We start from the raw sequence: 23,036 nt of genomic DNA on the forward strand, positions 1-23,036 counted from the left end.
TCTCGGCGCAGGCCCGCGCCCTCGGGGTCCCGCCAGCCGATCTCGGCACGGCCGCCGTCACCCTGCAGGCGGCGACCCGCACCGTCGCCCGGCCTGGGGGCGCCGTCACCGAGGAGCCCGACGGCTACCGCGCCAGCAACCTCGTCACGGTCCGGCTCGCCGACATGGACCGGCTCGGCGACCTGCTCCGGCAGGCCCTCGACTCCGGCGCCAACCGCATCGACGGCGTGAGCTTCGGGCTGCGCGACCCGGACAAGAGCGAGGCCGCCCTCCAAGTGGCGGCGACCCGGGACGCGCGGAGCCGCGCCGAGGCCCTCGCCGAGGCGGTCGGCGCCAAGCTCGGCCCGCTCTGCACGCTGAGCACGGCCGCGACCGGCACGCCGTACCGCCCGGCGCTGGAGATGGCCCGCGCGGCACCTATGGCCGCCAAGGGGCGGCGGGTGCCGCTGGAGGCGGGCACGATCCCGATGTCCTCCGAGGTCTCGGCCACCTTCGCGGTGGCGCAGTGAGCGCGCCCGGAAGCGCCCCCGAGGGCGCCCCCGCTTCCGCGCCCCTGCGCCTGCTCCTCGTGGTCGCCGTCGCCCTCGTCGACGTCGACGGCCGCGTCCTGGTGAGCGAGCGCCCGGCGGGCAAGCAGCTCGCCGGCCTCTGGGAGTTCCCGGGCGGCAAGGTCGAGCCCGGCGAGCGCCCCGAGCAGACCCTGATCCGCGAGCTGGCGGAGGAGCTCGGCATCCGGGTCGAGGAGCCCTGCCTCGCGCCGCTGACCTTCGCGAGCCACGCCTACCCGGACTTCCACCTGCTGATGCCGCTCTACATCTGCCGGCGCTGGACGGGGACGCCGCGGTCGATGGAGGGGCAGGCGCTCAGATGGGTGCGCCCCAAGGCGCTGCGCGACCTCGCGATGCCGCCCGCCGACGCGCCGCTGATCCCGTTCCTCATCGACCTGCTGGATTCCTGACCCCGTCGGGGGCCGCCGTCAGAGCGCCAGGATCGCCTCGACGACCTCCTGCACGTCGAGCGCCTCCGCGAAGGTGGCGAGGTGGTGGGGCTCGCCGCGCGCCATGCGGACGACGCCCTCGATCTGGCGCCGGAGCGTGATCGGCCGCAGCTTCTCGTTCGGGATCGCGTCGGGCTCCGGCTCGAAGCGCCCGTCGGCCCCCAGACGCTCGGCGATGGCCCAGTCGCGCAGCCGGACGGCGCCCGCGTCACCCTCCAGCGTCCAGGTGTTGTGGTCGTCGGCCGCGACGCCGCCGACGCGGCCGGTCAGGGTGACGGGGATCCCGCCCGCCGTGAGCGTGACGGCGATCGCGCGCTCGGACCGACCGGGTTCCGGGAAGTCGATCCGTCCGGCGAGCCCCGCGAGCGGGCCGAGCTGGCGGCGGGCCAGGAACAGGAAGTGCGAGACCACCTCGCGGGTGAAGCCGCCCTCGCCGCGCGCGTCGAGCCAGCGGGCGGCGTCGGCCTGCCAGGGCCGGGGCCAGCGGGCGAATTCCACCGCGACGGTGAGCGCCCGGGGCGTGCCGACCGCGCCGGCCGCGATCCAGCGCTCGAGGGTGGCGACGCCCGGCGACGAGGCGAACGGGAAATTGACCGCGCCCGCGCCCCTCGCCTCCGCCACGAAGGCGCGGGCGTCGGCACGATCGATGGCCAGCGGCTTCTCGCAGAAGACGCTCCGGCCGGCGGCCAGGGCGGCGCGGGCGTAGCCGAGATGCGAGGCGGGCGGANGTAGCCGAGATGCGAGGCGGGCGGCGAGGCGACGTAGACGCAGTCGCTCGCCGCCACGACGGCGGCGGCATCGGCCGCGCGCGGCACCGCCGGGAAGGCCGCGCCGATCCGGTCCAGGGCCTCCGGTGACGGGTCCCAGATCGCCGCGACCCGCACGGGGGAGTCCGCCGCCCCGTGGATCGCGCCGAGGAGGCGCTCCCCCATGATGCCGGCGCCGATGATCCCGAGGGCGAGCGGTGCGTCTGAGGTCGGCATGCGGGGATCCGTGCGGCTTTTCGCGTCTGACGGGCCGCGGCGCGCGGCCCGCCGCAGGCTTTAGGAGCCCGGGCCGGCGCGGGAAAGGCCGCCGGTCGCCTCGATCGGCGATCTCAACCCTGGATGAAGGCGAGCAGGTCGGCGTTGAGCCTGTCCTTGTGGGTGGCGGCCAGCCCGTGCGGGGCGCCCGGATACTCCTTCAGCACGGCGCCCGGCACGAGCTTGACGGCGGCGCGCGCCGCGGCGTCGATCGGCACGATCTGGTCGTCGTCGCCGTGCACGAGCAGGGTCGGCACGTCGATGCGCTTCAGGTCCTCGGTGAAGTCGGTCTCCGAGAAGGCCGCCACGCAGGCGTGCACGTTCCGCAGCCCGGCCATCATGCCCTGCATCCAGAACGTGTCCCGCATTCCGTCGCTGACCGCGGCGCCGGGACGGTTGGCGCCGTAGAACGGGCCGCTCAGGTCCTTGAAGAACTGCGACCGGTCGCGCAGGACCGAGTCGCGGATGCCGTCGAACACGTCCCGGGGCAGGCCGCCCGGGTTCGCCTCGGTCCGGACCATCTGGGGCGTCACGGCCCCGACCAGCACCGCCTTGGCGATGCGCGCTGTCCCGTGCCGCCCGATGGTGCGGGCGACCTCGCCGCCGCCGGTGGAGTGGCCGACCAGCACCGCGTCGCGCAGGGCGAGATGGGCGATCAGCCCGGCGAGGTCGTCCGCGAAGGTGTCCATGTCGTTGCCCGACCAGGGCTGCCCGGAGCGACCGTGCCCGCGCCGGTCATGGGCGATGACCCGGAACCCGCGCTCCGCGAGGAACAGCATCTGGTCCTCCCAGGCGTCGCCGTTGAGCGGCCAGCCGTGGCTGAAGACCACCGGCTGCCCGGTGCCCCAGTCCTTGTAGTAGATCTGGGTGCCGTCCTGCGCGGTGAAGTAGGGCATCGTGGTCTCCCGAGGGGCGATGGGCGGTGTCGAAAGGCGGAGGGCGAGAGGCAGGGGTCGCGCGGATCGCCGGACTGGTCAGGGCCGGCCCCGACGCGCGTCGAGGCTGAGCGGGCCGGCCCCGAAGGCCGCGACCTGAAGCAAGCCGCCGGCCATGGCGAGGTTCTTCAGGAAGTGGAACATCTGGTTCTGGTCGCCGAGGGCCGCGTGGAAGGTCACCGCGGTGGCCACCGCGAAGAGCGCGAGCACCAGGGCGACCAGCCGGGTGCGGTAGCCGGCGACGAGCAGCAGCCCGCCGACGATCTCCGTGCCGGTCGCCGCCGCGTAGGCGAGCGGCGGCAGCGGCAGGTGCGCGGCCTCGATGGTGGCGAGCGTCGCGGCCGGGGCCGCGAGCTTGCCGGCGCCGCTCACGAGGAAGATCGCGCTCATGAGGACCCGGCCGGTCACCGGCAGCAGGGCGGTCGCGCTGGAAGAGGTGGTCGGGGACATCGTCGAACGCTCCGTGCTGTCGTGCGCGGCCGGGTCAGGCCGCTTCGGGAAGTGCGAGGCCGCGAAGCCAGTTCAGCGCCAGGCCGATATCGGCCTGCGACAGGCCGTGGCCGACCGGCAGGATCCGGTGCTCGACGCGGGCTCCGGCCGCGGTGAGCTGCTGCGCCAGGCGCCGCGCATTCTCCGCGGGCACGATCGGGTCCATCGCCCCGGAGAGGATCAGGACCGGCCGGCCGGCGAGATCCGCCGCCGGCGGCTCGGCGAACGGCACCATCGGGCGGATCAGGACCGCGCCGGCCAGGGTCTCCGGCCGGAGCAGCAGCAGCGACGCGGCGATGTTGGCGCCGTTCGAGAAACCCAGCGCCACGGGCGCCCCGAGCCCGTACCGCGTCCGGGCGGCCGCCACGAAGGCCGCGAGGTCGCCGGTGCGGCGGCGCAGGTCCGCCTCGTCGAAGACGCCCTCCGCCAGGCGCCGGAAGAAGCGCGGCATGCCGTTCTCGCTGACGGCGCCGCGGGGCGCCAGCAGGGCGGCCTCCGGCGCGACCGTGCGGCCGAGGGGCAGGAGGTCGGTCTCGTCGCCGCCGGTCCCGTGCAGGAGCAGCAGCGGACGCGCGGTGTCGGGACCCGGCTCGAAGCGGTGGATGAAGCCGGCGGTGTCCTGGGTCATGATGGCCTCACGGGTGACGGGGAGAGGTCCCGCCTCGCGCGGGCGCGGGGCGGGCGTGACGGTCGCGGCTCAGGCGACCTTGGGCAGCACGGCCTCGATCTCGGCCCGGTGCGGCTCCAGGCCGGCCGGGAGCTTGAGGGCCTGGCCGAGGGCCTGGACCGGCTCGTCCACCGCGAAGCCGGGCGCGTCGGTGGCGATCTCGAACAGCACGCCGCCGGGCTCGCGGAAGTAGATCGAGCGGAAGTACTGGCGGTCGCGCTGCTCGGTGACGTGGAGCCCCCGCGCCGCGAGCGCCCGGCCCATCGCGGCCTGGGCGGCGTCGTCCGCCGCCCGGAACGCGATGTGGTGGACCGAGCCCGCCCCCGGGCGGCCGGGCAGGAACCCGCCCACGGCCCGCAGGGTGACGAGACCGCCGAGCGCGGCGCTGCCCGCGAAGCGGATCAGGTTGCCCTCGCGGCCGACCTCCTCCAGCCCGAGAACCTCCGTGAGGATCGCGGCGGTCGCCTCGGCCCTCTCGAGAAGGAGCGTCACCCCGTGCAGGCCGCGGATCGCGTGCTCGGCCGGCACCTCGCTCGACGCCCAGCCCTCCGCGTCCCCGACATCGACGCCCACCAGCGCGAGCATCATGCCGTCCGGGTCGCGGAAGCGCAGCGTCGGCGCGCCGAAGACCTGGACCAGCGGCTCGTGGGCCACGCCCTTCTCGATGAGCCGGTGGGTCCACCAGCCGATGGAGGCGCGGGGGACCCGGAAGGCCGTCTCCTGGGTCTCGCCGATGCCGACCCGGCCGGGCGCGGCGTGCTCGACGGGGAAGAAGGTCAGGATCGTGCCGGGCCGGCCGGCCGCGTCGCCGTAGTACAGGTGGTAGGTGCCCGGATCGTCGAAATTGACGGTCTTCTTCACCAGACGCAGCCCGAGGACGCGGGTGTGGAAGTCGAGGTTGCGCAGGGCCGGCCCGGAGAAGGCCGTGACGTGGTGGAGGCCGGTCTGAACCATGGCGATGTCTCCCGACGGAAGGCCGCGGCGGGCGGCCCGTTGCGATGACGGGAATGTGCCCCTTGCCATGGGCGGCGAAAATAGAAACGATGGAAACCTATCGTTTCCGGATGCGACCGATGAGACTGCCCGATTTCGAGGCCTGGGCCGTGTTCGCCAAGGTGGTGGAGACCGGCTCCTTCGGCCGCGCCGCCGCGGATCTCGGCCTGTCGAAGGCCACGGTCTCCAAGGCGGTGAGCCGGCTCGAGCTGCGGATCGGCGCCCGCCTGTTCAACCGCACGTCGCGCAAGCTCGCCCTCACCGAGGCCGGGCAGACCGCCAAGGACGGCGCCGCGCGCATCCTCGCCGAGGGCGAGGCCGCGGAGGCGCTGGCGACGGCGGGCGCCGCGGAGCCGCGCGGCCTCGTGCGGCTCGCCGCGCCGATGACCTTCGGGGTGATGCACGTGGCCCCGATCCTGCCGGCGTTCCTGCGGGACTACCCGGCCGTGTCGGTGGATCTGCACCTCTCGGACGCGGTCGTCGACCTCGTCGGCGGCGGGTTCGACATCGGCCTGCGGATCGCGGACCTGCCGGATTCCTCCCTGCGCGCGCGCCGGCTCTGCGAGATCCGCCGCTCGCTGGTCGCCACCCCGGCCTATCTCGACCGCCACGGCCGGCCCGAGCACCCGGACGACCTCGTCCACCACACCTGCCTCGGCTACGCCTACCTGCCGACCCCCGACCGCTGGCGGTTCGTCGACGGGAGCGGCGCCGAGGCCGTGGTGGTGCCGGCGGGCCAGCTCCGGGCGAACAACGCCGAGGCGCTGGCGCCGGCGCTGCGCGCCGGCCTCGGCCTCGCCCTGCAGCCCGATTTCATGATCTGGGACGACCTCGAATCCGGGCGCCTTCAACGGGTGCTGCCGGCCTGGTCGCCGCCGCCGATCGCCCTGCACCTCGTCATGCCCCCGGGCGATCCGCGGCCGGCGCGCGTGACGGCGCTGATCGCCCACCTCGCCCAGACCCTCGGCCAGGCGCCCTGGGCCGCGCCGGAGCTCCGGCGCGCTCCGGCGGACCGATAGCGCCGTGGCGGCACCCGCCTCGAGCCCAGCGCCGTCGTTCACTTGGATCAAGGCCGCAGTCGAGCCGGCGCGACATCGGCGAGACGGCGGCTCGGCCTCGGCGGCCTGTTCCTTGCCAACGCGAACCGCGGAGGGCGCCCGCCGGCGGACCTCCAAGCTGTAAAGAACGCCCGCTCGCTAACCTCAGGTTAGTTTAGGACAATCTGGCATTGGACAAACCCGGGTTTTCCAGGCACGGATCAGACCCGTATAATTGTATACGTTCTATCGAGGCGTTGATGCCCCCTGCGGTCCCCGGACGTCCCGCCCCCGACCGACTGCGGCACAAGACCGTGGCGGCGGCCGTCGCCGATTCGCTGCGCGAGCAGATCCTGAACGGGGATCTGGCGCCGGGGGTGCAGCTGCGCCAGGACGCCCTGGCGGAGGAATTCGGGATCAGCCGGATCCCGGTTCGCGAGGCCCTGCTGCAGCTGGAGGCCAGCAAGCTCGTGCGGATCGTGCCGCATCGCGGCGCGGTCGTGACGGGCCTGTCGCTGCAGGAGGTCGAGGACATCTTCCAGCTGCGCGTCCAGCTGGAGCCGCAACTGCTCCTGCTCTCGGCCCCGCACCTGACCCCCGACGACATCCGCGATCTCGACGCCCTCTCGAAGGAGTACGGCGCGGCGCTGGAGACCGGTCAGGTCCTGCGGTGGGGCGGCCTGAACAGCCGGTTCCACCTCGACATGATCCGGCACGCCGGCCGGCCGCGGTCGCTGGCGATCGTGTCCGCGCTGCTGCAGGATTGCGAGCGGCCGACGCGGCTGCAGATCTCGACCTCCGAGGACGCGACCCGCGCGGTCAGGGAGCACGCGGAGATCCTGGCCCTGTGCGAGGCCGGCAAGTCCGACGCGGCGGCCGCCTGCCTGCGGCGCCATATCGAGCATATCGGCGCCTCGCTCATCGCCCTCTACCGCGGCGCGCACGTCGAGGCGTGAGCGGCGACCGGGCCCGCGCGGGCGCGCGGCCCAGTCCGGCCCATTCAGTCCGGCCCGTTCAGGCCGGCCCATTCAGTCCGGCCCATTCAGCCCGGCCCGTTCAGGCCGGCCCGTTCAGGCCGGCCGATTCAGTCCTGCTTGGCCGACCGGCCGCCGATCCGGCCCGGCAGGCGGGTCAGGCGGTCCTTCATCTCCAGGACCTTCTGGACCTTCGAGCCGAGGGTCAGGAGCTGGACGAGGCGCTCGGTGTCGAGGCGGCGCACGTCGGCGTACCAGCCGGCAAACAGCTCGAAGAGGTCGTGCATCTCCCGGAGCCGCGCCTGGGCGTGCCGCTCCTCCTCGGTCCCGGGCTCCTGCATCAGGAGCTCGCGCAGCAGGGTCAGGGTCGGGTCGACCTCGCGCTTCTTGCGCTCCTCGACCAGCGTGCGGACGATCTGCCAGATGTCCTCGGGCGTGGTGAAGTAGTCGCGCCGGTCGCCGGGCCGGTGCTGGAGCCGGACGAGGTTCCAGGCCTGGAGCTCCTTCAGGCCCATGCTGACGTTGGAGCGCGACACGCCGAGCCGCTCGACGATCTCGTCGGCGTTGAGCGGCCGCTCGGCCACGAACAGCAGGGCGTAGATCTGCCCCACGGTCCGGTTGATGCCCCACCGCGAGCCCATCTCGCCGAAATGCAGCACGAAGGTCTGGACGAGCGGGGGCAGCTGCACGGCAGGGATCCGACGCGGGGAGAGGTCAGGCGGGCGCCCCCCGGTCTATCAGCTCTTGAGCCAATACCGGAGGACCGTCGCGACGAAGCCGAGGCCGACGATGCTGGAGGCCCAGAGCCCCGCGAACCACGCGAGGCGCTTCCAGAGGGGCTGTTCTGCTGCGGGTGCCATCAGTGATATCCGTGCGCGTCGACCTTGCCGCGGAAAACCCAGTACGCGTACGCGGTGTAGGACAGGATGATCGGGATCAAGACCGAGGCGCCGGCGAGCAGGAAGATCTGGCTCGCCTCGGGCGCGGCCGCCTGCCAGATCGTGATCCGGCCCGGCACGATGTCGGGGAAGATGCTGATGCCCAGCCCCAGGAAGGTCAGGGCGAACAGCCCCAGCGCGATCAGGAACGGTGCCCGCTCGGCGCCGCCCCGCAGGGTGCGCCACAGGGCGAAGGCCGCGAGCGCCACGAGCAGCGGCACCTGGGCGGTGACGAGCACGTTCGGCATCGCGAGCCAGCGCTCGTAGTAGCGGCCCTGGAGGAACGGCGTCACCGCGCTGACGAGGGCGATGGCCGCCACCGTCGCCGCGGTGAGGCGCAGGGCCAGGCGCCGGGCCCGCAGCTGGAGCAGCCCCTCGGTGCGCATCACCAGCCACGTCGCCCCGAGCAGCGCGTAGGCGACGACCAGGCTCGCGCCGACGAGGAGGCTGAAGGGCGTGAGCCAGTCCCACCGGCCGCCGGCATAGGCCCGCCCCTCGACCGCGATGCCCTGGAGGAGCGCGCCCAGCGCGATGCCCTGCGCGAGGGCCGCCGCCAGCGAGCCGCCCGCGAAGGCCACGTCCCAGGCGGCGCGGTGGCGGGGATCGCGCCAGCGGAACTCGAAGGCGACGCCGCGGAAGATCAGCCCGAGGAGCATCGCGATGATCGGCGCGTAGAGCGCCGGCAGGATCACCGCGTAGGCCAGGGGGAAGACGGCGAACAGGCCGCCGCCGCCCAGCACCAGCCAGGTCTCGTTGCCGTCCCAGACCGGGGCGACCGAGTTCATGGCGGTGTCGCGCTCCGCGCCCGGCCGCAGGACCGGGAACAGCAGGCCGATGCCGAGATCGAAGCCGTCCATGACGATGTAGGCGAAGACCGCTAAGGCGATCACGAGCGCCCAGACCACGGTGAGGTCGAAGCTGTAGGCCATGGGTCCCTCACTCGGCCGGCTGGAGGTGGCGGTCGGGGTCGATCGCCGGGGCGGGCGTGATGCCCGCCGTCCGGATCGGCGCGCCGGGCTCGATCCCGCTCTCGCCGGCATGCGGCGGCCGGCCCATCAGGCGCAGGATGTAGCCGGTGCCCATGGCGAAGACCGCGAAGTAGATCACCACGAAGGCGGCGAGCGAGGCCGCCACCGCCGGCGCGTGCAGCGGCGAGGCCGACTGCGCGGTGCGCAGCAGGCCGTAGACCGTGTAGGGCTGGCGCCCGACCTCGGTGGTGATCCAGCCGGCCAGCACGGCCACGAAGCCCGCCGGGCCCATGGCCACCGCGAAGCGGTGCAGCGGGCGCCACGCGTAGAGGGTGCCGCGCCAGCGGGCGAGGAGGCTCAGGGCGCCCAGGAGCAGCATCAGCATCCCGAGGCCGACCATGATGCGGAACGACCAGAACACGATCGGCACCGGCGGCCATTCCGACCGCGGCAGGCTGTCGAGCCCCTTCAGGGGCGCGTCGAGGGCGTGCTTCAGCACCAGCGACGACAGCTTCGGGATCTCGACCGCGTAGCGCACCGTGCCGGCCTCCTGGTCGGGCAGGCCGAACAGCACCAGCGGCGCGCCGTCCGGATGGCTCCGGAAGTGCCCTTCCATGGCCATGACCTTGGCGGGCTGGTGCTCCAGGGTGTTGAGGCCGTGCGCGTCGCCCGCGAGGATCTGGACCGGCGCGACCAGGGCGGCCATCCACATCGCCATCGAGAACATCGTCCGGGCGGCCGGGTTGGCCCGGTCGCGCAGCAGGTGCCACGCGCCGACCGCGCCCACGACCAGCGCGGTGGTGAGGTAGGCGGCGAGCACCATGTGCACGAGGCGGAACGGGAAGGACGGGTTGAACACGATCGCCCACCAGTCCAGCGGCACGAACTGGCCCTCGGCGTTGGTGCCGTAGCCCGCCGGCGTCTGCATCCACGAGTTCACCGCCAGGATCCAGAACGCCGAGAAGAAGGTCCCGAACGCGACCATCAGCGTCGCCGCGAAGTGCAGCCGCGGCCCGACCTTCGTCATGCCGAACAGCATCACGCCGAGGAAGCCGGCCTCCAGGAAGAAGGCCGAGAGCACCTCGTAGGCCATCATCGGCCCCAGGACGGGGCCGGTCTTGTCGGAGAAGACCGACCAGTTCGTGCCGAACTGGTAGGACATCACCAGCCCGGACACGACGCCCATCGCGAAGGCGATGGCGAAGATCTTGAGCCAGTACTTGAACAGATCCATGAAGACCTGGCGCCCGGTGGCGAGCCAGAGCCCCTCCAGCACGGCGAGGAAGCTCGCGAGGCCGATCGAGAAGGCCGGGAACACGATGTGGAAGGCCACCGTGAACCCGAACTGCATGCGGGCGAGGATCAGGGGGTCGAGATTGGCGAGCACGTCGTGCCTCCGGCTCTGTGCGCGACTCTCCCTATAGCAATTTCAGAAATTTCTGAAAAGCCAAAAGACACTGCAACGCCGGTGTGGCGCCCCGGCCACGCGCCGGCGTCCGGGGTCGGTCCGGCATTGGGGATCTGGACGTCCGCGCCCGAACGCGTCAGGGTCGCCGGATTCCTCACAGGTCGGGACCACGCGGGCCCCTGGACGCGCGCCGCGCGACGGGACGCCGCGTCCCGACGCACGGAGAGCACGCGCCACCATGGCCGACACCCTCGTCTCCGCCGCGCCCGTCGATCTCGCCGCCGCGCTCTCGGCGCGCATCCGCGGCATCGGCACGAGCCAGATCGGCCTCGTGGCGGATCGCGGGCGGGACGACCCGGAGGTGGTCAAGCTGTGGATCGGCGAGGGCGACCTGCCGACGCCGCCCTTCATCGTCGAGGCCGCGCACCGGGCGATGCTGGCCGGGCACACCCGCTACACCACGTCGCTGGGGCTGCCGGCGCTGCGCGCGGCGCTCGGCGCCTACCACGCCCGCCACTGGGGCGTGGAGATCCCGCCGGACCGGTTCGGTGTCACGGCGGGCGGCATGAACGCGATCATGCAGGCGGCCCAGGTGCTGCTGGAGCCGGGCGACGAGATGATCATCCCCTCCCCGGCCTGGCCCAATCTCGCCGAGGCGGTCCGCATCGCCGGCGGCGTGCCGGTGACGGTGCCCTACCGCCGCCTGCCGGACGGGCGCTTCGCGCTGCCGCTCGCCGACATCGCGGCGGCGATCACGCCGCGCACCCGGGTGATCATGGTGAACTCGCCCTCGAACCCGACCGGCTGGACCATGCCGCTCGCCGAGATGACGGCCCTGCGCGACCTCGCCCGGGAGCGCGGCCTCTGGATCCTCTCGGACGAGGTCTACGCGCACTTCACCTACGGCAACCGGATCGCGCCGTCCTTCCTGCAGATCTGCACGGAGGACGACCGGCTGATCGTGACCAACACCTTCTCGAAGAACTGGGCGATGACCGGCTGGCGGGCCGGCTGGGTGATCTATCCCCGCGGCCTCGCGCCGACCTTCGCCAAGCTCGGGCAGTACAGCACGACCTCGATCCCGACCTTCGTCCAGCACGCCTGCATCGCGGCCCTCGAGGAGGGCGACGGCTTCATCCGCACGATGGTGGACCGCTGCGCCGAGGCGCGGGCGATCCTGGTGGAGGGGCTGTCGCGCCTGCCGGGCGTCACGGTCGCGCCGCCGGACGGGGCGTTCTACCTCATGGCCCGGATGGGCGGCGACGAGCCGAGTCTCGACCTGGCGCTGCGCCTGCTGCGGGAGGCCAAGGTCGGCGTGGCGCCGGGCACCGCCTTCGGGCCGGAGGGCGAGGGTCTGGTGCGGATGTGCTTCGCCATCAGCCCGGAGCTGGCGCGGGAGGCGGTGCGCCGGCTCGCGGGCGCGCTCGGCTGAAGCAGCTCCGGATGGCCCGGGTGAAGAAGCGCATGATGGCCGCAGTCCCCACCGCCACCGTCGTGGTGACCAACCCGACCCACTACGCGGTGGCGCTGCGCTACGAGACCGGCATGGCCGCCCCGGTCTGCGTCGCCAAGGGCGTCGACGCGCTCGCGCTGCGCATCCGCGCGGTCGCGGCCGAGCACGGCGTCGCGGTGATCGAGAACCNGCACTGAGCCGGGCGCGGGCCGCGCGACCGGGGCCCGTGTCCCCCCGCCTCAGCGGCCCCAGCGCAGGACCAGCGCGTCGTTCCGCCGGGCGAGCTCGATCAGGCCGGCCCGCGTCGCCGGGTGCAGGGGCTGGATCGGCAGCCGCGCGGTCTCGCTCGCGATCACACCGCCCTCGGCCATCAGCGCCTTGCAGGCGAGCAGGCCGCACTGCCGGTTCTCGTAGTTGATCAGCGGCAGCCAGCGCGCGTAGGCGTCCATCGCCTCCTCCCGGCGGCCGGCCGCGTAGGCGTCGGTGATCTGGCGGATGCCGTCCGGGTAGCCGCCGCCGGTCATCGCACCCGTCGCGCCGGCGTCGAGGTCGGCCATCAGGGTGATCGCCTCCTCGCCGTCCCAGGGGCCCACGACGGCGTCGCCGCCGAGCGCGATCAGCTCGCGGAGCTTGGAGGCGGCGCCCGCGGTCTCGATCTTGAAGTAGGCGACGTTGGCGATCTCCCGGGCCATGCGCGCCAGGAGCGGCGCCGACAGCGGCGTGCCCGCTACCGGCGCGTCCTGGATCATGATCGGGATCGCGATCGCGTCCGAGACCGCGCGGAAGAATTCGAACAGGCCGAGTTCCGGCACGCGGATCGTGGCGCCGTGGTAGGGCGGCATGACCATCACCATCGCGGCGCCGGCCGCCTGGGCGCGGCGCGAGCGCTCGGCGCAGACCTGCGTGGCGAAGTGCGTCGTCGTCACGATCACCGGCACGCGGCCGGCCACGTGCTCCAGCACGGCGTGCATCACCCGCTCGCGCTCGTCGTCGGTGAGGACGAACTGCTCGGAGAAGTTGGCCAGGATGCACAGGCCCTGGCTGCCGGCGTCGATCATGAAGTCGACGGCCCGGCGCTGCCCGTCGAGGTCGAGGGCGCCCGACGCGTCGAAGACCGTGGGGGCGACCGGGAAGACGCCGCGATAGGCGTGGGCGGGCGAAGTCATGCGCGGTCCTCCTGCCGGGATCGCGCATCCGGCGGACGAGCGTGTCCGCGGGCGGGATCCGGGCGCCTCTTAGCACGCGGCCTCGATCCTGGCGCGGGCCGGCGCGCGCACCGCGCTGTCGACAAGCGCACCGGCTTTCCTGTACGGCCGAGCTCTTCTTTGCTTTGTCCATCGACAGCCGAGATCACGCGCGGCGGCCGCACGAGAACAGCGTTTTCTTTTCGGAGCTACTATAATGCGATCCCTCTCTGCCAGCCGCGTCGCGGCGCTCGTCGTCGCGGCGCTCCTCGGCGCGGCCCTCGCCGCGCCCGTCGCCGCGCCCGCGAAGGCCGACGATCTCGACGCGATTCGCGCCGCCAAGACCCTGCGCATCGGCACCGAGGGCACCTACGCGCCCTTCACGTTCCACGACGCGTCCGGGCAGCTCGTCGGCTTCGACGTCGAGATCGGCCGCAAGGTCGCCGAGCAGCTGGGCGTCACGCCGCAATTCCTCGAGGGCAAGTGGGACGGGCTGATCGCCGGGCTCGACGGCAAGCGCTACGACGTGGTCATCAACCAGGTCGGCATCACCAAGGAGCGGCAGGCGAAGTTCGACTTCTCCGAGCCCTACATCCGGGCACGGGCCGTGCTGATCACGCGGGCGGACCGGTCCGACATCAAGTCCTTCGCCGACCTGAAGGGCAAGAAGGCCGCCCAGAGCCTCTCCAGCAACTTCGCGCGCCTCGCCGAGCAGTCCGGCGCCGAGCTCGTCGGCACGGACGGCTTCGACCAGTCGGTCCAGCTCGTCCTCACCGGACGCGCCGACGCCACCGTCAACGACAGCCTGTCGTTCCTGGACTTCCACAAGCAGAAGCCGAACGCCCCGGTGAAGATCGCCGCCGAGCAGGCCGACGCGGACGCCTCCGGGATCATCATGCGCAAGAACAACCCGGCGCTGAAGGCCGCGATCGACAAGGCGCTGGAGGCGATCCGGGCCGACGGCAGCTACGCGGCGATCGCCCAGAAGTATTTCGGGGCCGACGTCTCCAAGTGATCCGTCAGCGGCGCTCCCGCCCGGGCGCCGGTCCCGCACAGCCCTTCGCTTCGATCGCCCGGTAGGAGACGCCGCCCCGTGCCGCACTGGCTCGACCTCATGCTCCAGTCGCTGGGGCCGCTGCTCGCGGCCGGCCTGCGCTTCACCGTTCCGCTGACGCTCATCGCCTTCGCGCTCGGCCTCGGCCTGGGGCTCGGGACCGCCCTCGTGCGCCTGTTCGCGCCCCGGCCGCTCGCGGGGCTGGCGTGGCTCTACGTGTGGATCTTCCGGGGCACGCCGCTCCTCGTGCAGCTGTTCGTGATCTTCTACGGCCTGCCGAGCGCCGGCATCCTGATCGACGCCTTCCCGGCCGCCGTGATCGGGTTCACCCTCAACGTCGGCGCCTACACGTCCGAGATCGTCCGCGCCGCCATCGCCTCCATCCCGAAGGGGCAGTGGGAGGCGGCCTACGCCACCGGCATGACCCCGGTCCAGGCCCTCCGCCGCACGATCCTGCCCCAGGCGGCGCGGGTGGCGGTGCCGTCGCTGGCCAACTCCTTCATCGCCCTGGTGAAGGACACCTCGCTCGCGGCCGCCATCACGGTGCCGGAGCTGTTCCAGGCGGCGCAGCGCATCGTCGCGGTCACCTACGAGCCGCTGATCCTCTACATCGAGGTGGCGCTGATCTACCTCGTCCTGTCGACGCTGCTGTCCTGGCTCCAGACGCTGCTGGAGCGGCGCCTCGGGCGCTACGGCGGCTACCTGGAGGCCCGCGCGTGATCGCCCTGTCGGCCATCGAGAAGCGCTTCGGCGACAACCCGGTCCTGCGGGGCGTCGACCTCGCGGTGCCGGAGGGCCGGGTCACGGCGCTGATCGGCCCGTCGGGCTCGGGCAAGTCGACCCTCCTGCGCTGCGCGAACCTGCTGGAGGTCCCGCAGGCCGGGACGCTGACCCTCGGCGAGATCCGCCTCACCTTCCGGCCGGGCAGCCCGCCGGCGCGGCGGGACGTGCTCGCCGTGCGGCGGCAGACCGGCATGGTGTTCCAGAACTTCCAGCTCTTCCCCCACCGGACGGTGATGGAGAACGTCACCGAGGGGCTCGTCACCGTCGGCAGGTGGCCGCAGGCCCGGGCCCGGGCGCGCGCCCTGGAGCTGCTGGAGCGCGTCGGCCTCGCCCACAAGGCCGCGGACTGGCCCGCCAGCCTGTCGGGCGGCCAGCAGCAGCGGGTGGCGATCGCCCGGGCGCTGGCCCCCTCCCCGCGCCTGCTGCTCTGCGACGAGCCGACCTCGGCCCTCGACCCGGAACTCGCCGCCGAGGTGGTGGACGTGCTCGCCGGCCTCGCGGGTGCGGGCACGACCATGCTGATGGCGACCCACGACCTGCGCCTCGCGCGGCGCGTCGCCGACACGGTGGTGTTCCTGGAAGGGGGGCAGATCGTCGAGCAGGGCGCGGCCGCCGACGTCTTCGCCCGGCCGGCCGACCCGCGCACCCGCCGGTTCGTCCGGACGCTGCTCGGCGAGGCGGCCGAAGTGGCGTGAGAAGAGGCCTGAGAAGGGGCCTACGGAACTGGCCGGGACGCGGGATTCAGCGCGACAGGCAGCGCAGCGTGAGGAGATCCTCGAGGGTGAGCGCGGTCCCGAAGACCAGGGGCCGCCAAGCCGGCAGGGTGGCGAGGATCAGGCCGGCCGCCAGGGCGAGCCAGGGCAGGACCGGGCGCAGGCCGGGACCGGCGGCCCTCACGCGGGATTCCGCGCCCGCGACGCCGCCTCGCCCTTGCCGACCACCACGAGGCCCAGGCCCGCGGCGAGCATCGCCCCGCCCCAGAGCAGGAAGCCGATATCCCAGTAGAGCCACTGCTCCGGCGGCGCCCGCTCGTTGACGTGGTGCACGCCGAGCATCTCGTGGTCGATCACGCCCTCGACGAGGTTGAACAGGCCCCAGCCGATCAGGAGCGACCCGGCGAGCAGCTTGCTGGACCAGTCGAGGTGCGTGCGGTGCGCCGCGCGCCAGAGGACGAACAGCCCGAGGACCACGAAGACGTAGGTCGCGCTGTGGAAGAGGCCGTCCCAGCGGGTGTTCAACTCGAGGTTCGGGATCGTGTCGATCGGGTACCAGCTGCTCAGCATGTGGTGCCATTGCAGGACCTGGTGCAGCACGATCCCGTCGAAGAAGCCGCCGAGGCCGAGCCCGAACAGGATGCCGGCGCTCAGCGGGAAGGCGCGCTCCCGGGTGTCGGCCGCCCTGCCGGGCGCCCCGTCAGCCGCTCTGTCAGCCGCTCCCATGCGCAACTCCGGCGTGGCGGATCCCGAGGCCGCGCGGGCGACGGCTCCCTGCGGGGAACCCGGCCGGGGCGCCGGCGGATCCGTCACGTCCCCCGCGGGGCCGCGTCCGGTCGCGACACCATCCGCAGGTAGACGGCGAGCCCCGCCACGAACACCGCGAGGCCGAGCCCGGTGGCGTAGGGCGCGAAATCCTTGCCGGCGACGGCGAGCGCCGCGCTGTGCCCCGCCAGGAGGTCGGTGCCGGCGAGCAGGACGCCCACGAAGCTCTCGCCGACGAGGAACCCGGAGGCGAGGAGGACGCCCCGGCGGCGGGCGGCGCCGACCGCCTTGTCGGCCTTCTGCGCGGCCTTCTCGTCGGCCTTCCCGTCGGCCTTCGCGCCGAACCGGGCGCGGAGCCGGCGCTCGGCGACCCAGCCGAGGATGCCGCCGACGGCGATCGTCACCTCCACCGAGAGCGGCAGGTACATGCCGATCCCGACCGTCAGGGCCGGGAAGGTGAGGTCGCGCCGCTTCAGCCAGGTCTCGGCCGCCACCAGCACCACCCCGAGCCCGGCGCCGATCAGCACCATGGTCCAGGGCAATTCGCCGTGCGTGATGCCGCTGGCGATCTGGGTCATCAGGGCCGCCTGGGGCGCCGGCATGGCGCTCCCCGCATCCTGCCCGTCACGCGCGGGCGCGCCGACGAAGCCGTAGGCCTCGTAGAGCAGCGACAGGAGCGGGGCGATCACCACGGCGCCGACCCCGACGCCGAGGATGAGCGCGACCTGCTGGTGCCAGGGCGTGGCGCCGAGGACCTGCCCGGTCTTCAGGTCCTGCAGGTTGTCGTTGGCGATCGACGAGGTTGTGATGATCACCGACGTCAGCAGCAGCGCCATGCCGGTGACGAACCGGTCCCCCTCGGGTCCGGCGGAATGCCCCAGGATCAGGGGCAGGAGCAGCGCGGTCGCCATCGTGGTCAGGATGCCGATCCCCGAGATCGGGCTCGACGAGGAACCGAGCAGGCCCGCGAGGTACCCGCAGGCCGCCGCCATCAGGAAGCCGAACAGGACGGTGAACAGGGTGGCGGCCACCGCCAGCACGATCGTCAGGCCGCCGAGGTCGCCGGCCCCGGCGAAGGCCCAGAACAGGAGCGCGAGCGGCACGCACAGGCCCAGGGTCGCGGCGGCCACCCAGGTGATCGGCAGGTCGCGCTCCGCCCGGGGGTGGTCCTTGCCGAGACCGCCGCTCCCGGCCAGGGCGGCGCGGATGCTCCCGAGGATCGGGCGCGCCAGCGAGCCCACGGTCCAGAGCCCGCCCACCGCGATGATGCCGGCGCCCATGAGGCGCACCTGACCGGACCAGACCGCCTCGGCGGCCGCGCCCGCCGACTCGGCGGGATCGGGCGACAGGGCGGTGAGGATCGGGACCGCGATCCCCCAGGCGATCAGCACGCCGGTCAGCAGCGCGAGGCAGGCGCCGATGCCCACGAGGTAGCCGACGCCGACCAGCGCCAGCGAGAAGCCGGTCCCGGTGCGGAATACCGCGCCGCCGAGGCTGACCGCGCCGCTGAGACCCTCGCCCAGGATCTTGAGCCCCGTGGTGGCGAGCCCGATCGTCCCGGCGGCCGCGGCGGCCCCGAGCAGGTCCCGCAGGCCGTGACCGCCCTGCTCCTCGTGGCCGGTCCTCAGCACCTCCGCGGCGGCGATACCCTCGGGATAGGGGAGATCGCTGCCCGACACGAGGGCGCGGCGGAGCGGGATCGAGAAGGCGACCCCGAGCAGGCCGCCGAGCAGGCAGACCGCCGTGGTCTGCCAGAACGGGAAGCCGTGCCAGTGGCCGACGAGGACGAGGCCGGGGAGCGCCAGGATGACGTTGCACAGGGTGCCGGCCGCCGAGGCCTGCGTCTGGACGATGTTGTTCTCGAGGATGCCGGCGCCGCCCATCAGCCGGAACGCGCCCATCGAGATCATCGCCGCCGGGATCGAGGACGAGAACGTCATCCCGGTCTTCAGGCCCATGTAGAGGTTGGCGGCCATGAACACGACCGTGATGGCCGCGCCGAGCGCGATTCCCCGGAGGGTCAGCTCGGCCTGACGGTCCTGCGTCTTCGGCGTGATCGTCGGGCTGGGGGCGTCCATCATCCACTCGGGCTGCCACAGGCACAGCACGCGAGGGGCCGGAAACGTTCCCGCGCCGCCCCCCCCGGCCGGGACGGCCTCGCCCGCACCCTGGGGCGATCTGTCCCGGCGCGGACCGCGCCCGTGATGCAGTCGCCCGGCGCGGCGGCGGGTTTGGCAGCAGACCGCCCCGTCCGGGTGCGGACCGCTCCTCCTCCGGAAGGCGCCGCCTTGTCCAAGTGGTACCTCTACGGCATCGCCCTCGTGGCCGGGGTCGCGAACGCCATCGAGCCCGGCCAGAACGCCACGCTGGCAAAGGTCACGGGGCAGCCGATGCTCGCGGGCCTGTTCTGCTTCGGCCTCGCGATCGCCTGCTTCCTCGCCACGATGCTGGTCGCCCGGCTGCGCGGCCGGAGGCAGGCCGAAGCGGCGACGCCCGTCCCCTGGTGGGCGTGGCCGGGCGGCGTTCTCGGGGCCGCGGTCGTCCTGGCGCAGCTCTACATCGCCGAGAGCATCGGCGCGGCGCCGTTCCTGGGCTGCGTGATCACCGCGGGCGTGGTCGGCTCCATCATCCTCGACCATCACGGCCTCGTGGGCTTCGAGCGCCACCCCGCCAGGCGCTGGCGCATCCTCGGCGGCGCCCTGATGGTCGCGGGCGTCGCCCTCGTGGCGGTGTTCTGACGGGCCCGCCGCTCCGAACGCCTCGCACCCTTCAGGATCCCAGCATGCTCTTCCTCTACGGATTCGCGCTGCTCGCGGGCATCGCCACCGCGATCGAACCGGGCCAGAACGCCGGCCTCGCCAAGTCCCTCGCGCGGCCGCTGCTCGCCGGCGTGGTCAGCCTCCTCGTCAGCGTCGCGGCGATCTGCGTCGCCATGCTGGTGACGGGGCAGTACGGGCTGCCGGCGACGGACCGCCTCGCGCAGGTGCCCTGGTGGGCGTGGCTCGGCGGCCTGATGAGCGCGGGCCTGACGATGGCGCAGCTCTCCGTGTCCAAGCGGATCGGGGCCGCCACCTTCCTGGGGCTGATCGTGACCGCGGGCGTCGTCACCTCGATCCTGCTCGACCATTTCGGCCTCGTGGGCTTCAAGGTCCACGAGGCCGGCCTGTGGCGCGTCCTGGGCGGCGCCCTGATGATCGGCGGCGTGGCGCTGGTCGCCCGGTTCTGACGCCCGTCCCGGCGGATCAGATCGTCCAGCCGCCGTCGATCAGGACGGCCTGACCGGTCGTGTAGGTCGCGCCCGCGAGGTAGACGGCGAGGTCGGCGATCTCCTCGGGCGTGCCGAGCCGGCCGATCGGCTGGCGCGCGATGAAAGCCGCGCGGGTCTGCTCGTAGTCGCCCTGCGCCCGGATCCGGTCCTGCAGCGACGGGCTCTCGACGGTGCCCGGGCAGATCGCGTTGCAGCGGATGTTGTGGCCGACATAGTCGGCGGCCACCGCCTTGGTCAGGCCGATCACCGCCGCCTTCGTCACCCCGTAGGCGAAGCGGTTGGGCACGCCCTTCACCGAGGAGGCGACCGAGGCCATGTTGACGATGGCGCCGTCGCGGCGCTCCAGCATCCCGGGCAGGACCGCCCGGATCGTGCGGATCATCGCCTTGACGTTGAGGTCTATGGCGAAGTCGAGCTCGTCGTTGCGCATCTCCAGGATGGTGCCGGCGTGCACGGTGCCGGCGCAGTTGAACAGGATGTCGACCGCGCCGATGCGCGCGACCAGGGCGCCGACCGCGTCCGCGTCCAGCACGTCGAGGGTCGCGGTGCTCAGGTTGTCGGCGCGCAGCTCGGCGAGGGCGCCCGCGTTGATGTCGGTGGCGTGGACCCGCGCCCCGGCGCGGGCGAAGGCGAGCGCGCTGGCGCGCCCGATCCCCTGACCCGCCGCCGTGACCAGGACCGTCTTTCCGGAAAGATCTGCCATTGCTCGCTCCAGCAGGCTGCGCGGCGCCGTGACGGCGTCCGGACCGGGCCGCGCCCGGCGGGGCCGCCGATCAGGTCCGGTGGGCCCGGCTGAGCGGCCCATCCTTGTAGGTTCTGACCGCGCCGGGCTCCAGGCCCGATCGCGTCGGATCCGCGGCCGCCGTTCGGGCGTTCTCCCGGCGTCACCGTACCAAGGAGGATCGCCGTGGGGCTCGCCGCCTTCGTCTTCTTCGTCGTCCCGTGGATGGCCGTCGCGGTCTGGATGTCCATGCGCCCGTCCGGCGCGCGTCTCGGCGCCCCGGCCGCCCCCTGGCGCCCGCTGACGGATTACCCGCCGCCGGCCCGGGACCAGCGCCAGGCCGGCGAGACCCGGAGCATGGAATCGGGCTCCGCCCACGACGGCAAGCACGCGCCGATCCAGGCCATCTAGAGCGCGCGCCGCCGGGCCGGGTGCCGGCTCGGCGCGGGAGGGTGCGTCGGGCCAGGGGCCGCCTGCCGGGTCAAGCCTCCGCCTGCAGCAGGTGGAGGTTGAAGTCCCCGTCCTCGGCGGTCCACAGGGCGCGGGGCTGCCAGCCGCTCTCGACCGCGAGCGCCCGGAAGGCGTCCGCGGGGTACTTGTGCGACGTGTCGGTCCGGACGCTCTCCCCGGCCGCGAACGCGACGGTCCAGTCGCCCAGCCGGTAGGTGGCGGTCCGCGTCGCGACGAGGTGGGCCTCCACCCGCAGCGGGTCCGGGCAGAGCCGGACGGCGTGCCGGAAATTGTCGCTGTCGAGATCGGCGCCGAGCTCCCGGTTCAGCCGCGTCAGGATGTTGCGGTGGAACGCGGCCATCAGGCCGTCGGCGCGCCCGTAGGCGCGCTGCAGGCGGTCCGGGTCGGCGGTGCCGTCCGCGCCGACGAGGAACAGGCTCGGCCCGAGCGTCGCGCGCGCGCGCTCCAGGAACAGCCGGGCCTCGCGCGGGTCGAAGTTGCCGATGCTCGTTCCCGGATAGAAGCCCAGGATGCCGCCCGGCCCCGCCGCGCGCGGCAGCCGGACCGGCTTCGAGTAATCCGCGCAGACCGGGATCATCGGGATGCCGGGGTAATCCGCGGCGAGCCGCCGGATCGCGGCCTCCAGGTACGCCCCCGAGATGTCGATCGCCACGTAGGCCGCCGGCTCGGGCAGCGCGTCGAGGAGCGTGCGGATCTTGCGGCTCGCGCCGCTGCCGAACTCGACGACGGTCACCCCCGGCGGCACCCGCCGCGCCACGTCGGCGGCGGCCTGCGGGAGGACGGTCATCTCCTGGGCGGTCGGGTAGTAGTCGGCGCTGTGGCAGATCCTATCGAACAGGTCCGAGCCGGTCTCGTCCCAGAGATACTTGCCCGGCAGCGTCTTCGGCTCGGCGGTCAGGCCCGCGAGGGCGTCCCGGAGGAAGGTGTCGGCTGAGCGGTCGGTCAGGGGATCGGTCAAGGGATCGGTCAAGGGATCGGTCATGGCCGGGTCACCGGGCGCGTGGCGGTCAGGACGACGAGGGCGAGCCGCTCGACGGCGTCGTAGGCGGCCGTCGCCAGTTCCTCCCCGTACGCGTCCGGGTCGAACTCGCGGTAGGTCCAGTCCAGCCCGGACCGGCCGCAGAGGTCGGCCACGGCGTCGCGGAACGGGTCCTGGCCGTCGACGATGGCCGCGCCGGTGAACAGGACGAGGCTGCCGGCGGGCGCGAGCCGCCCCGCCGCCTGCTCGGCCACCGCGAGCGACAGCCCGGCCCCGAGAGGGCCGCCGCCGTGCCGGTAGGCCCGCTCCGCCGTGTCGATCATGAAGGGCGGGTTCGACACGACGAGGTCGAACCCGCCCTCGACGTCGCGCAGCATGTCGCTGCGGCGGACCTCGACCCCGTCGGTCCCCGCGAGCCGGGCGTTGACGCGCGCCGCCCGCATGGCCGCCGGGTTGATGTCGACGAGCACCACCTCCGCGCCCGGCGCCCGCTTGGCGACGCAGATCCCGGCCGCGCCCGAGCCGCAGCCGATATCGACCGCGCGGCGCACCGGCCGCGGCCGCGCCTCGAGATGCGCGATCACCGCCGCGGCGAAGCGCGCCGTGTCGGGCCCGAAGAACACCGCGTCGGCGGCGCTCGGAGGATACGCGGAATGGGCGAACAGCTCGCCGTCGAGGCTCGAGAAGCGCAGCGTCGGCCGCAGAAGCGGGCCGTCCTCGATCACGGCGCCGGCCGCCCGCATCAGGCGCAGGATCGGCTCCGGGACCAAGTCGGCGCGGAACGGCCGGCTCCAGCCGAACACGTCGCGCAGGCTGCGGGCCTCGGCGTTCCGCGGCCGGGCGTTGACGTGGCCGTGGGTGGCCGGGGTCACGGTGGTGAAGGCGTAGCCGGTCTCGCGCAGCGCGCGCGCCAGCGCCAGCACCGCCTCTTCGTCCTCCGGGAACGGAGCGGGCATCGGGGCGGCAATCGGAGCGGAACGCGTCATCGGTCGGCCCTCAGCTGTCCATCCGGCGCATCACGAAGGCGCCCGACGCGAGGTCGGCGGCGACCTGCCGGGCGTCCCGGGTCGAACAGCACCGCGAAGCTCCGGAACGGTCCCGGCTGCGCGCGGGACCGCACGGTACCGAAAGAGGACGGCGAGCAGGGCCGGGTCGATGCGGGCGTCGTCCAGGCCGGATGAAGTCCCGGAACCGCGCGGCGACGGGACGATGATCGT

At 73.4% G+C, this 23,036-nt stretch carries 27 protein-coding genes and 3 pseudogenes; 12 read left to right on the forward strand and 18 right to left on the reverse strand.

Translation table 11 applies throughout. The annotated features are described in order from the left end of the window. Both MMR14E_RS19675 and MMR14E_RS19680 read left to right on the forward strand, forming a co-directional pair. A partial coding sequence (locus MMR14E_RS19675) for an SIMPL domain-containing protein (protein ID WP_331316603.1) occupies positions 1 to 509 on the forward strand: 509 nt, incomplete at its 5' end. Continuing rightward, positions 506 to 958 carry a (deoxy)nucleoside triphosphate pyrophosphohydrolase gene (locus MMR14E_RS19680; protein WP_331316605.1) on the forward strand — a complete coding sequence of 151 codons (453 nt, stop codon included), beginning with the start codon at positions 506 to 508 and terminating at the stop codon, positions 956 to 958. The genes MMR14E_RS19675 and MMR14E_RS19680, both read left to right, overlap by 4 nt. Before the next feature lie 18 nt (positions 959 to 976). Here MMR14E_RS19680 and MMR14E_RS19685 read toward each other — a convergent pair whose 3' ends face one another. The 7 genes and pseudogenes from MMR14E_RS19685 to MMR14E_RS19715 form a co-directional block, all read right to left on the reverse strand. Continuing rightward, positions 977 to 1,618, reverse strand: coding sequence for a hypothetical protein (locus tag MMR14E_RS19685; RefSeq protein WP_331316606.1), 642 nt, complete (start codon positions 1,616 to 1,618; stop codon positions 977 to 979). Positions 1,619 to 1,645: 27 nt separating this feature from the next. Continuing rightward, a pseudogene (locus MMR14E_RS19690) lies at positions 1,646 to 1,864 on the reverse strand (hypothetical protein); the annotation flags it as partial. Next, positions 1,795 to 1,980, reverse strand: a pseudogene (locus tag MMR14E_RS19695) (gfo/Idh/MocA family oxidoreductase); the annotation flags it as partial. The pseudogenes MMR14E_RS19695 and MMR14E_RS19690, both read right to left, overlap by 70 nt. Positions 1,981 to 2,093: 113 nt before the next feature. Next, the gene (locus MMR14E_RS19700) at positions 2,094 to 2,915 is read right to left on the reverse strand and encodes an alpha/beta hydrolase (RefSeq protein ID WP_331316608.1); all 822 of its coding nucleotides are present in this window, start codon (positions 2,913 to 2,915) and stop codon (positions 2,094 to 2,096) included. A gap of 78 nt (positions 2,916 to 2,993) precedes the next feature. Beyond that, a complete protein-coding gene (locus tag MMR14E_RS19705; protein WP_331316610.1) occupies positions 2,994 to 3,404 on the reverse strand; it encodes a DoxX family protein in 411 nt (136 codons plus the stop codon). 34 nt (positions 3,405 to 3,438) lie between these two features. Continuing rightward, positions 3,439 to 4,071, reverse strand: coding sequence for an alpha/beta hydrolase (locus tag MMR14E_RS19710; RefSeq protein ID WP_331316612.1), 633 nt, complete (start codon positions 4,069 to 4,071; stop codon positions 3,439 to 3,441). A gap of 69 nt (positions 4,072 to 4,140) precedes the next feature. After that, positions 4,141 to 5,064, reverse strand: coding sequence for a ring-cleaving dioxygenase (locus tag MMR14E_RS19715; RefSeq protein ID WP_331316615.1), 924 nt, complete (start codon positions 5,062 to 5,064; stop codon positions 4,141 to 4,143). A 119-nt stretch (positions 5,065 to 5,183) separates the two neighbouring features. On the opposite strand from MMR14E_RS19715, the gene MMR14E_RS19720 reads away from it, so the two are divergent. Both MMR14E_RS19720 and MMR14E_RS19725 read left to right on the forward strand, forming a co-directional pair. Then, complete coding sequence (locus tag MMR14E_RS19720) at positions 5,184 to 6,122, forward strand: LysR family transcriptional regulator (protein WP_331316617.1); 939 nt, start codon at positions 5,184 to 5,186, stop codon at positions 6,120 to 6,122. Between the two features lie 278 nt (positions 6,123 to 6,400). Continuing rightward, the gene (locus MMR14E_RS19725) at positions 6,401 to 7,096 is read left to right on the forward strand and encodes a GntR family transcriptional regulator (RefSeq protein WP_331316619.1); all 696 of its coding nucleotides are present in this window, start codon (positions 6,401 to 6,403) and stop codon (positions 7,094 to 7,096) included. Positions 7,097 to 7,224: 128 nt separating this feature from the next. Here the strand turns inward: MMR14E_RS19725 and MMR14E_RS19730 are convergent, their stop codons facing one another. The 4 genes from MMR14E_RS19730 to MMR14E_RS19745 are packed head-to-tail and all read right to left on the reverse strand — an operon-like array spanning position 7,225 to position 10,407. Continuing rightward, entirely contained in the window at positions 7,225 to 7,803 is a 579-nt protein-coding gene (locus MMR14E_RS19730) for a GbsR/MarR family transcriptional regulator (RefSeq protein ID WP_331316621.1), read from the reverse strand. Positions 7,804 to 7,851: 48 nt separating this feature from the next. Further along, the gene (locus MMR14E_RS19735; RefSeq protein ID WP_331316623.1) at positions 7,852 to 7,974 is read right to left on the reverse strand and encodes a DUF2474 family protein; all 123 of its coding nucleotides are present in this window, start codon (positions 7,972 to 7,974) and stop codon (positions 7,852 to 7,854) included. Then, on the reverse strand, positions 7,974 to 8,981 hold the full coding sequence (gene cydB, locus MMR14E_RS19740; protein WP_331316625.1) for a cytochrome d ubiquinol oxidase subunit II: 1,008 nt from the start codon (positions 8,979 to 8,981) through the stop codon (positions 7,974 to 7,976). Before cydB ends, MMR14E_RS19735 begins: the two co-directional genes overlap by 1 nt. Positions 8,982 to 8,988: 7 nt before the next feature. Next, complete coding sequence (locus MMR14E_RS19745; protein WP_331316626.1) at positions 8,989 to 10,407, reverse strand: cytochrome ubiquinol oxidase subunit I; 1,419 nt, start codon at positions 10,405 to 10,407, stop codon at positions 8,989 to 8,991. 259 nt (positions 10,408 to 10,666) lie between these two features. On the opposite strand from MMR14E_RS19745, the gene MMR14E_RS19750 reads away from it, so the two are divergent. Both MMR14E_RS19750 and MMR14E_RS19755 read left to right on the forward strand, forming a co-directional pair. Further along, on the forward strand, positions 10,667 to 11,860 hold the full coding sequence (locus tag MMR14E_RS19750) for a pyridoxal phosphate-dependent aminotransferase (RefSeq protein ID WP_331316627.1): 1,194 nt from the start codon (positions 10,667 to 10,669) through the stop codon (positions 11,858 to 11,860). After that, positions 11,848 to 12,069, forward strand: a pseudogene (locus MMR14E_RS19755) (EscU/YscU/HrcU family type III secretion system export apparatus switch protein); the annotation flags it as partial. The gene MMR14E_RS19750 and the pseudogene MMR14E_RS19755, both read left to right, overlap by 13 nt. A 51-nt stretch (positions 12,070 to 12,120) precedes the next feature. Here MMR14E_RS19755 and MMR14E_RS19760 read toward each other — a convergent pair. Then, positions 12,121 to 13,047: a dihydrodipicolinate synthase family protein gene (locus MMR14E_RS19760; RefSeq protein ID WP_331316629.1), complete on the reverse strand. Its 927-nt coding sequence runs from the start codon at positions 13,045 to 13,047 to the stop codon at positions 12,121 to 12,123. A 235-nt stretch (positions 13,048 to 13,282) separates the two neighbouring features. Here MMR14E_RS19760 and MMR14E_RS19765 point away from each other — a divergent pair, with 235 nt between their 5' ends. The 3 genes from MMR14E_RS19765 (at position 13,283) to MMR14E_RS19775 (ending at position 15,597) form a co-directional block, all read left to right on the forward strand. After that, positions 13,283 to 14,080 (forward strand): amino acid ABC transporter substrate-binding protein, encoded by a 798-nt coding sequence (locus MMR14E_RS19765; RefSeq protein WP_331316631.1) that lies wholly within the window; start codon positions 13,283 to 13,285, stop codon positions 14,078 to 14,080. A 78-nt stretch (positions 14,081 to 14,158) separates the two neighbouring features. Beyond that, complete coding sequence (locus tag MMR14E_RS19770; RefSeq protein ID WP_331316633.1) at positions 14,159 to 14,839, forward strand: amino acid ABC transporter permease; 681 nt, start codon at positions 14,159 to 14,161, stop codon at positions 14,837 to 14,839. Next, entirely contained in the window at positions 14,836 to 15,597 is a 762-nt protein-coding gene (locus MMR14E_RS19775) for an amino acid ABC transporter ATP-binding protein (protein ID WP_331316634.1), read from the forward strand. Before MMR14E_RS19770 ends, MMR14E_RS19775 begins: the two co-directional genes overlap by 4 nt. A gap of 46 nt (positions 15,598 to 15,643) precedes the next feature. Here MMR14E_RS19775 and MMR14E_RS19780 read toward each other — a convergent pair whose 3' ends face one another. From MMR14E_RS19780 to MMR14E_RS19790, 3 genes are all read right to left on the reverse strand, one after another. Next, complete coding sequence (locus MMR14E_RS19780) at positions 15,644 to 15,799, reverse strand: hypothetical protein (RefSeq protein WP_331316636.1); 156 nt, start codon at positions 15,797 to 15,799, stop codon at positions 15,644 to 15,646. Next, complete coding sequence (locus MMR14E_RS19785; RefSeq protein ID WP_331316638.1) at positions 15,796 to 16,341, reverse strand: DUF2243 domain-containing protein; 546 nt, start codon at positions 16,339 to 16,341, stop codon at positions 15,796 to 15,798. Before MMR14E_RS19785 ends, MMR14E_RS19780 begins: the two co-directional genes overlap by 4 nt. An 83-nt stretch (positions 16,342 to 16,424) precedes the next feature. Continuing rightward, positions 16,425 to 18,458: an OPT family oligopeptide transporter gene (locus MMR14E_RS19790; RefSeq protein WP_331316639.1), complete on the reverse strand. Its 2,034-nt coding sequence runs from the start codon at positions 18,456 to 18,458 to the stop codon at positions 16,425 to 16,427. 210 nt (positions 18,459 to 18,668) lie between these two features. Between MMR14E_RS19790 and MMR14E_RS19795 the strand changes: the two genes are divergently transcribed. Both MMR14E_RS19795 and MMR14E_RS19800 read left to right on the forward strand, forming a co-directional pair. Next, the gene (locus MMR14E_RS19795; RefSeq protein WP_331316641.1) at positions 18,669 to 19,118 is read left to right on the forward strand and encodes a DMT family transporter; all 450 of its coding nucleotides are present in this window, start codon (positions 18,669 to 18,671) and stop codon (positions 19,116 to 19,118) included. 44 nt (positions 19,119 to 19,162) lie between these two features. Continuing rightward, positions 19,163 to 19,606, forward strand: a complete 444-nt coding sequence (locus MMR14E_RS19800) for a DMT family transporter (protein ID WP_331316642.1) — start codon at positions 19,163 to 19,165, stop codon at positions 19,604 to 19,606. A gap of 16 nt (positions 19,607 to 19,622) precedes the next feature. Here the strand turns inward: MMR14E_RS19800 and MMR14E_RS19805 are convergent, their stop codons facing one another. Further along, positions 19,623 to 20,351, reverse strand: coding sequence for an SDR family oxidoreductase (locus tag MMR14E_RS19805; RefSeq protein ID WP_331316644.1), 729 nt, complete (start codon positions 20,349 to 20,351; stop codon positions 19,623 to 19,625). A gap of 204 nt (positions 20,352 to 20,555) precedes the next feature. Between MMR14E_RS19805 and MMR14E_RS19810 the strand changes: the two genes are divergently transcribed. Beyond that, complete coding sequence (locus MMR14E_RS19810) at positions 20,556 to 20,780, forward strand: hypothetical protein (protein ID WP_331316646.1); 225 nt, start codon at positions 20,556 to 20,558, stop codon at positions 20,778 to 20,780. 70 nt (positions 20,781 to 20,850) lie between these two features. On the opposite strand, the gene egtD is transcribed toward MMR14E_RS19810, so the two are convergent. Together egtD and MMR14E_RS19820 are read right to left on the reverse strand one after the other, a co-directional pair. Beyond that, entirely contained in the window at positions 20,851 to 21,822 is a 972-nt protein-coding gene (gene egtD, locus MMR14E_RS19815; protein ID WP_331316648.1) for an L-histidine N(alpha)-methyltransferase, read from the reverse strand. Then, positions 21,819 to 22,805, reverse strand: a complete 987-nt coding sequence (locus MMR14E_RS19820) for a class I SAM-dependent methyltransferase (protein WP_331316649.1) — start codon at positions 22,803 to 22,805, stop codon at positions 21,819 to 21,821. The genes egtD and MMR14E_RS19820 overlap by 4 nt, the downstream gene beginning before the upstream one ends. Between the last annotated feature and the right edge of the window lie 231 nt (positions 22,806 to 23,036).

This window comes from Methylobacterium mesophilicum (assembly GCF_036441335.1).
GTDB lineage: Bacteria > Pseudomonadota > Alphaproteobacteria > Rhizobiales > Beijerinckiaceae > Methylobacterium > Methylobacterium mesophilicum_B.

What these genes read in the sequence shown, in the direction of transcription:
- MMR14E_RS19750 (WP_331316627.1), top strand. Translation starts at nt 10,667, where the DNA reads ATGGCCGACACCCTCGTCTCCGCCGCGCCCGTCGATCTCGCCGCCGCG.
- MMR14E_RS19820 (WP_331316649.1), bottom strand. Translation starts at nt 22,805, where the DNA reads ATGACGCGTTCCGCTCCGATTGCCGCCCCGATGCCCGCTCCGTTCCCG.
- MMR14E_RS19760 (WP_331316629.1), bottom strand. Translation starts at nt 13,047, where the DNA reads ATGACTTCGCCCGCCCACGCCTATCGCGGCGTCTTCCCGGTCGCCCCC.
- MMR14E_RS19705 (WP_331316610.1), bottom strand. Translation starts at nt 3,404, where the DNA reads ATGTCCCCGACCACCTCTTCCAGCGCGACCGCCCTGCTGCCGGTGACC.
- MMR14E_RS19800 (WP_331316642.1), top strand. Translation starts at nt 19,163, where the DNA reads ATGCTCTTCCTCTACGGATTCGCGCTGCTCGCGGGCATCGCCACCGCG.
- MMR14E_RS19785 (WP_331316638.1), bottom strand. Translation starts at nt 16,341, where the DNA reads ATGGGAGCGGCTGACAGAGCGGCTGACGGGGCGCCCGGCAGGGCGGCC.
- MMR14E_RS19735 (WP_331316623.1), bottom strand. Translation starts at nt 7,974, where the DNA reads ATGGCACCCGCAGCAGAACAGCCCCTCTGGAAGCGCCTCGCGTGGTTC.
- MMR14E_RS19700 (WP_331316608.1), bottom strand. Translation starts at nt 2,915, where the DNA reads ATGCCCTACTTCACCGCGCAGGACGGCACCCAGATCTACTACAAGGAC.
- MMR14E_RS19710 (WP_331316612.1), bottom strand. Translation starts at nt 4,071, where the DNA reads ATGACCCAGGACACCGCCGGCTTCATCCACCGCTTCGAGCCGGGTCCC.
- MMR14E_RS19725 (WP_331316619.1), top strand. Translation starts at nt 6,401, where the DNA reads ATGCCCCCTGCGGTCCCCGGACGTCCCGCCCCCGACCGACTGCGGCAC.
- MMR14E_RS19790 (WP_331316639.1), bottom strand. Translation starts at nt 18,458, where the DNA reads ATGGACGCCCCCAGCCCGACGATCACGCCGAAGACGCAGGACCGTCAG.
- egtD (WP_331316648.1), bottom strand. Translation starts at nt 21,822, where the DNA reads ATGACCGATCCCTTGACCGATCCCTTGACCGATCCCCTGACCGACCGC.
- cydB (WP_331316625.1), bottom strand. Translation starts at nt 8,981, where the DNA reads ATGGCCTACAGCTTCGACCTCACCGTGGTCTGGGCGCTCGTGATCGCC.
- MMR14E_RS19765 (WP_331316631.1), top strand. Translation starts at nt 13,283, where the DNA reads ATGCGATCCCTCTCTGCCAGCCGCGTCGCGGCGCTCGTCGTCGCGGCG.
- MMR14E_RS19715 (WP_331316615.1), bottom strand. Translation starts at nt 5,064, where the DNA reads ATGGTTCAGACCGGCCTCCACCACGTCACGGCCTTCTCCGGGCCGGCC.
- MMR14E_RS19805 (WP_331316644.1), bottom strand. Translation starts at nt 20,351, where the DNA reads ATGGCAGATCTTTCCGGAAAGACGGTCCTGGTCACGGCGGCGGGTCAG.
- MMR14E_RS19720 (WP_331316617.1), top strand. Translation starts at nt 5,184, where the DNA reads ATGAGACTGCCCGATTTCGAGGCCTGGGCCGTGTTCGCCAAGGTGGTG.